The organism is Nonomuraea sp. NPDC049649 (genome assembly GCF_040675175.1).
In the GTDB taxonomy this organism is placed as follows: Bacteria; Actinomycetota; Actinomycetes; order Streptosporangiales; family Streptosporangiaceae; genus Nonomuraea.
On the sequence record NZ_JBFAOH010000017.1, the window covers coordinates 132074 to 138597 of the forward strand.

General features: G+C 71.2%; 6 protein-coding genes. 3 read left to right on the forward strand and 3 right to left on the reverse strand.

The genetic code is table 11. From position 1 onward, the window contains the following. Positions 1-9 precede the first annotated feature (9 nt). Both AB0J42_RS22180 and AB0J42_RS22185 read left to right on the forward strand, forming a co-directional pair. On the forward strand, positions 10-1896 hold the full coding sequence (locus tag AB0J42_RS22180) for a fumarate reductase/succinate dehydrogenase flavoprotein subunit (protein WP_364297258.1): 1887 nt from the start codon (positions 10-12) through the stop codon (positions 1894-1896). Continuing rightward, positions 1893-2645, forward strand: coding sequence for a succinate dehydrogenase/fumarate reductase iron-sulfur subunit (locus AB0J42_RS22185; protein ID WP_364297238.1), 753 nt, complete (start codon positions 1893-1895; stop codon positions 2643-2645). Before AB0J42_RS22180 ends, AB0J42_RS22185 begins: the two co-directional genes overlap by 4 nt. A gap of 118 nt (positions 2646-2763) precedes the next feature. Here the strand turns inward: AB0J42_RS22185 and AB0J42_RS22190 are convergent, their stop codons facing one another. From AB0J42_RS22190 to AB0J42_RS22200, 3 genes are all read right to left on the reverse strand, one after another. Continuing rightward, positions 2764-3969 (reverse strand): hypothetical protein, encoded by a 1206-nt coding sequence (locus AB0J42_RS22190; protein ID WP_364297240.1) that lies wholly within the window; start codon positions 3967-3969, stop codon positions 2764-2766. Between the two features lie 74 nt (positions 3970-4043). Further along, positions 4044-5639, reverse strand: coding sequence for a hypothetical protein (locus AB0J42_RS22195; RefSeq protein WP_364297242.1), 1596 nt, complete (start codon positions 5637-5639; stop codon positions 4044-4046). 64 nt (positions 5640-5703) lie between these two features. Next, the gene (locus AB0J42_RS22200) at positions 5704-6096 is read right to left on the reverse strand and encodes a (deoxy)nucleoside triphosphate pyrophosphohydrolase (RefSeq protein WP_364297244.1); all 393 of its coding nucleotides are present in this window, start codon (positions 6094-6096) and stop codon (positions 5704-5706) included. Positions 6097-6335: 239 nt separating this feature from the next. Here AB0J42_RS22200 and AB0J42_RS22205 point away from each other — a divergent pair. After that, the coding region (locus tag AB0J42_RS22205; protein ID WP_364297246.1) for a transposase at positions 6336-6524 on the forward strand (189 nt) is incomplete at its 3' end.

Below are 6524 nucleotides of genomic sequence, written 5' to 3' on the forward strand. Positions count from 1 at the left end.
GATAACTCGATCAACATCGAGCGTCACGAGTACGACGTCGTGGTCATCGGCGCGGGAGGCGCCGGCCTGCGGGCCGCCATCGAGGCCCGCCAGCAGGGCAAGCGCACCGCGATCGTCTGCAAGTCGCTGTTCGGCAAGGCCCACACGGTCATGGCCGAGGGCGGCGCCGCCGCCTCGATGGGGAACGTCAACCCCGACGACAACTGGATGGTGCACTTCCGCGACACCATGCGGGGCGGCAAGTTCCTCAACAACTGGCGGATGGCCGAGCTGCACGCGAAGGAGGCGCCCGACCGGGTCTGGGAGCTGGAGGCCTGGGGCGCGCTCTTCGACCGCACCGAGGACGGCAAGATCAGCCAGCGCAACTTCGGCGGCCACGAGTACCCGCGCCTGGCCCACGTCGGCGACCGCACCGGCCTGGAGATGATCCGCACCCTCCAGCAGCGCGTCGTCGCCCTCCAGCAGGAGGACTACGAGCAGCACGGCGACTACGAGGCCTACATCAAGGTCTTCCAGGAGTGCACGGTCACCCGCCTGCTCAAGGACGGCGACCGGATCTCCGGCGCGTTCGGCTACTGGCGCGAGACCGGCAGCTTCATCCTCTTCGACGCCCCCGCGGTGGTGCTGGCCACCGGCGGCATCGGCAAGTCCTACGTCGTCACCTCGAACTCCTGGGAGTACACCGGTGACGGACACGCCCTGGCCCTGCTGGCCGGGGCGAACCTCATCAACATGGAGTTCATCCAGTTCCACCCCACCGGGATGGTCTGGCCGCCGTCCGTGCGCGGCATCCTCGTCACCGAGTCGGTCCGCGGCGACGGCGGCGTGCTGCGCAACTCCGAGGGCGAGCGCTTCATGTTCAACTACATCCCCGAGGTGTTCAAGGACCAGTACGCCACCTCCGAGGAGGAGGCCGACCGCTGGTACACCGACCAGGCCAACAACCGCCGCCCGCCGGAGCTGCTGCCCCGTGACGAGGTGGCCAGGGCCATCAACGCCGAGGTGAAGGCGGGCCGCGGCTCACCCCAGGGCGGCGTCTACCTGGACGTGTCCACCCGCCTGCCGGCCGAGGAGATCAAGCGCCGGCTGCCGTCGATGTACCACCAGTTCAAGGAGCTGGCCGACGTCGACATCACCGCCGAACCCATGCAGGTGGGCCCGACCTGCCACTACATCATGGGCGGCATCGAGGTCGAGGCCGACACCGCCGCCGCCTCCGTACCCGGCCTGTTCGCCGCCGGAGAGGTCGCCGGCGGCATGCACGGCTCCAACCGGCTCGGCGGCAACTCGCTCTCCGACCTGCTGGTGTTCGGCCGGCGCGCGGGTGCCGGCGCCGCCGCGTACGTGGACGGCCTCGCCGCCCGGCCCAAGATCTCCGCGCAGCAGATCGACGCCGCCCGCGAGGAGGCCCTGGCGCCGCTCGAACGCTCCGGCGAGAACCCGTACGAGGTCCACCACGAGCTCCAGCGGACCATGAACGAGCTGGTCGGCATCATCCGCAAGGCCGAGGAGATCTCCGAGGCGCTGCAGGTCGTGGAGAAGCTCAAGGAGCGCGTCCAGCTCGTCGGCGCGGGCGGCTCCCGCATCTACAACCCCGGCTGGCACCTCGCGCTCGACCTGCGCAACATGATCCTCGTGTCGGAGTGCGTGGCCAAGGCCGCGCTGCTGCGCGAGGAGAGCCGCGGCGGCCACACCCGCGACGACCACCCCGGCATGCGGCCCGAGTGGCGGCGCAAGCTGCTGGTCTGCTCCACCGAGGACGGCACCTCCATCACGGTCGAGGAACAGGAGCAGCCCGCGATGCGGGACGACCTGATCTCGCTGTTCGACCGCGACGAGCTGAGCAAGTACCTCACCGACGAAGAGATGGCCGAGTTCGACAGGATCGCGAAATGAGTTACAAGGCGAAGTTCAGGGTCTGGCGCGGCGAGGGTGGCGAAGGCAAGCTCGAAGACTTCACCGTCGAGGTGAACGAGGGCGAGGTCGTCCTCGACATCATCCACCGGCTCCAGGCCACCCAGGCCCCCGACCTGGCCGTGCGCTGGAACTGCAAGGCCGGCAAGTGCGGCTCCTGCTCCATGGAGATCAACGGCAAGCCCCGGCTGGGCTGCATGACCCGGATGTCGACCTTCGCCGAGGACGAGACCATCACGGTCACCCCGATGCGGACCTTCCCCGTCATCAAGGACCTCGTCTGCGACGTCTCGTTCAACTACGAGAAGGCCCGGGAGGTGCCGTCCTTCACGCCCCCGGAGGGCGTGCGGCCGGGCGAGTACCGGATGAAGCAGGTCGATGTCGAGCGGTCCCAGGAGTTCCGCAAGTGCATCGAGTGCTTCATGTGCAACAACGTCTGCCACGTGATCCGCGACCACGAGGAGAACAAGCCCGCCTTCTCCGGGCCGCGCTACCTCATGCGGATCGCCGAACTGGACATGCACCCGTACGACGTCGCGGAGCGCAAGGAGTCGGCCCAGGAGGACCACGGGCTCGGCTACTGCAACATCACCAAGTGCTGCACCGAGGTCTGCCCCGAGCACATCAAGATCACCGACAATGCGCTGATCCCGATGAAGGAGCGCGTGGTGGACCGCAAGTACGACCCCCTGGTGTGGCTCGGCAACAAGATCTTCAAGCGCGCCAAGTAGCACTCCCCTAGAACGCGGCGGGACGCCGGTCCCGCCGCGTTCCCCTTTTCAGGCCCTCCCACGAACATGGGAAACGACCAGCGCGGGTGCCCGCTGTCGAGGTCAAGGTGCTAGTAGATCAGCGGGAGTCGTCGCCGGGGAGACGCTGTTCGATCGTACGGTCGACGTCCGGCAGGGGGCCGCTCCAGGGTTCGGAGTCGCCTGATTCGGCTGCCGAGGCGGGGCCCAGCGGGCGGTCCGGGGCGTCCTCGTACGGGGCGGCACCGCCCGGCGGGATGTCGGAGGGCGGCTCCGACGGGATGAGCGGCTCGAACGGCGCCCGGAACTCCCGCTGCTGAGGGGCGGGTTCTTCCTGGGGCGGCTGGGTGTACGCGCCAGACTGGTCGGGAGCCAGCACCACCGGCTCCTGCGCGGGCGGCGGCCCCGGCGCGGGCACCGGCGGCACCGCGTTCGGGTCGTGGTAGACCGCGCCGTACTGGACCTGCCCGCTCGGGAACGTCTGCACGGGCACGAAGCTGATGATCGGCGCGTACGCGGTGCCGCCCGGATAGCCGGGGGCCGCGACGCCGGCGGTGGCGTAGCCGGGCCCGGCCGGGTAGCCCTCGGGGCCGGGCTGGGGCGGGTAGCCGGGCTGGTGCGGGTAGGGCGCCTGCGGGCCCGCCTTGCGCACGGCCGCGGCGTGGGCCATCCGGCGCAGCCGCCCCTCGAAGATCAGCACCGCGAACAGCACCAGCAGCACCATGATCAGCGCCGGGATGCTGAGCCGCTGGGTGAGAGTGCGCTGGTCGTACTCGGGCGCCGCGTTCCGCATCTCAAGCTGCACCGCGTCGCTCTCGACGGAGGCCGCGTCGGTGGAGATCGGGGGCGGCGGGGTGTCGGTGGCGGCGACGGTGGGGATCTGGATCGACTCTTCCGCTTCCGGCGTGTCGTCGTCGGCGGGGACCTCCGGCACGCTCTGCGACGGCACCGGCTGCTGCTGCGGCGGCGGCTGCACGGGCTGGGTGGTCGGCGCCGGGTCGGGGGCGCGGGTCGTCTTGGTCTTCGTCGGCGTGGGCTCTTCGGCCTGCCCGGTGGGCGTCGCCGTGACCGTCTTGGTGATCGTGGTCTCGGGCTGCTCGGGGGTCGGAGTCGGGGTCGGCAGCGTGGTGGTGATCGTGATGGTGGTCTCGGGCGGGCATACCTGCCCGGCGTCGCACGGCTCCACCGGGGTCAGCGCCGTGGCCGAGGCCGACGCGCCCATGCCGATGAACGGGACGACCCCGATGCCGGTTAACCCGAGAGCGAGCACGATCGCGGAGACGGCCGTCGCTCGTTTGCGTGCCACCGGTGCCCTCCGCGCGAATCCGAATCCACGGTCAAGGGAATACTAGTCGGGTCAAAGTATCAGTAAAGGCGGATCTAGAATACCTTTCCCCGCAGCCGCCGGCGTTGCGCGGCGGCCACCCCCCAGAGCCCGGCCAGCAACACCCCGATCCCGCCCGCCGCGTACGGCAGCCCGCCCGCTCCGGCCAGCGGATTGATCCTTTCCTCCGCCCGTACACGCATGTCGGCCCCCTCCACCACACGCGGCAGCGGCGCGCCCGGAGCGCCTTCAGCGGACGGCGGCGGCGCCACCTCCGGGAGCTCCACCCGCTGCTCCTGGCCGGGCTCGCCCTCCGTGGTCTTCGGGAACTCCAGCCCCGGCTGTGGAACCTGCGGCGCGCTCCACGGCTGCGCCTGCGCCGTCCCGCCGCCATCGGACGGCGTCGCCGCACGGTCGTCCTGCCTCGGCTGAGTCGCCGCCTGGTCGCCCTGGCTCCGCTGAGTCGCCGCCTGGTCGCCCTGGCCCCGGTGAGTCGCCGCACGGTCGTCACGGTTCCGCTGAGCCGCCGGCTGATCGTCCTGGCCCCGCTGATTCGCCGCACGGTTGTCCTGGCTCCGCTGAGCCGCCGCACGGTCGTCCTGCTTCAGCTGAGTCGCCGCACGGTCGTCCTGCTTCAGCTGAGTCACCGTACGGTCGTCCTGCCTCCGCTCGGAGAACGCTCCGCGCTCCCGCGCCTCCACCCGGTGCCCCTCCTTCTCCTTCTGCTGGGTCACGCCCTCAGGAGCACCGGCCTCACGATTACGCGTCAGCTCACCCGTGTCCGCCGCAGGAGCCCGGCGGTCAAGCTCCCGCCTGCCCTGCTCGACGCCACCGGTCTCCCGGCGACCATCCGACTCAGCACCGGTGAACTCACGCCGGGCGCCCTCGGCGGCCTCACGACCACCCGACTCAGCACCGCCGAACTCGCGCCGCGACTCAGCCTCAGCGAACTCACGCCGCCTGGACGACTCGCCCCCGCCGGGCTCACCCCGCTCGGCCCTCAACTCGTCGGCGCGGACGCGGGCAGGCTCCCCGCCCGATTCGTCGTCCTCGTCGTCGTACGGCCGGCGAGCGGGGGCCCGCATCTCCTCCGGGATCCGTACCGCCGGTCCGCGCAGGGTGCGCTCGCCGGACGGCGGGTCGGCGACGACCTCGGCCCTCGCGGTACCGGTGACGGTGGTGAGGTCGCCGTCGTCCTCGCGCATCCGCGCCACCGCCGCGACCTCCACCTCCTCCGCGCCCGAGGGAACGGAGACCTCCAGCCGCACGGCCCGCTCCGAGGTGAGGTCGCCCAACCGGCACGCCGACGCCCCGGGCACCGTCCCTTCGGGCGCGGCCAGCGCGCGCGAGGCCAGCGCGCGGGCGGTGATCTCGGCGCCCCCGCGGTCGGGCGTGTCGGACGGACGCACGCGCGCACAGGACAGCCCCGTGAGCGAGTGGACCGGCGTGGCCGCCACCGCCAGCCGGGCGTCGCTGCCCATGCCGTTCAGCCGCACCTCGTACCGGAGCACGTCGCCCGTCCTGATCCACCTGAGCATGCCCGCGGGATCGTCCACCCGTTCCAGCACCATGGCCACGCCCGCGGCCACCGCGGGCACGGCCGGGGCCGCCACGAAGGCCAGGACCCCGGCCACTATCCAGCCACGGTTCATCGTGCCGCCTCCCCCGATGCGACAAATAACGCCTAGTGATAATTATGTCACTGAGAGTGACTGCTCAATCCTGCCCGAGGAGTTTCTCCACCGCTTCCATCAGGGGCAGGTCGGCCGTCAGCCAGGCCACGTCGAAGTACGAGCCGGGCTCCAGCCACCGCAGCTCCAGGTGCTCGCGGGCCTCCGGAGTACCCGAGACGATCCGGGACAGCCAGGCCCGCATCACGTACCCGTCGCCCGCCAGCGGCCAGTCGCCGCCCACCCGGGTGCCGACCTCGATCTCCACGCCGAGCTCTTCGCGGCACTCCCGGACGAGGGCTTCGACCTCGCTCTCACCCGCGTCGACCTTGCCGCCGGGGAACTCCCAGCCGCCCCGCAGCTCCGGGGGCGCGGCCCGCTGCGCCGCCAGCACCCGCCGGTCCCGGTCCACGATCACCGCCGCCACCACAATGGTCACTACGGCACCATCTTTCTCGCAGGCACCGCTACGGTGCTTGGTGAAGGGACTCGGCGGGAGCCGGGGTGACGGTCTAGTCCGGTCGCCGCTCGACGGCCCGCATGACACCACCGCCCCCGGTTCTCGCGAGGCTTCGGACCGGCAACAGGGAGATGCGCCACAGAGCGCCGGTTAGTGACCGCCCGGGAGCAGGCCTCGTCGCCGCCGAGCCGCTGTCGCTGCCACCCCTTGGAGTCGAGTTGTCTCTCACGCTGCCCCCTGCGCAGTTCTTCGCCGGCCTGGACTGGGCCGCCCAGGTCCACGCCGTGTGCGTCACGGACGCCACCGGCCACATCGTCGACCGGTTCACGATCAAGCATTCGGCCGAAGGGATCACGATGCTGATCCGCCGCCTGGCCAAGCACGCCGATGCCGCCGACGTGCAGATC

Coding starts and splice junctions, on each gene's coding strand:
- AB0J42_RS22185 (WP_364297238.1), top strand. CDS start 1,893: ATGAGTTACAAGGCGAAGTTCAGGGTCTGGCGCGGCGAGGGTGGCGAA.
- AB0J42_RS22195 (WP_364297242.1), bottom strand. CDS start 5,639: ATGAACCGTGGCTGGATAGTGGCCGGGGTCCTGGCCTTCGTGGCGGCC.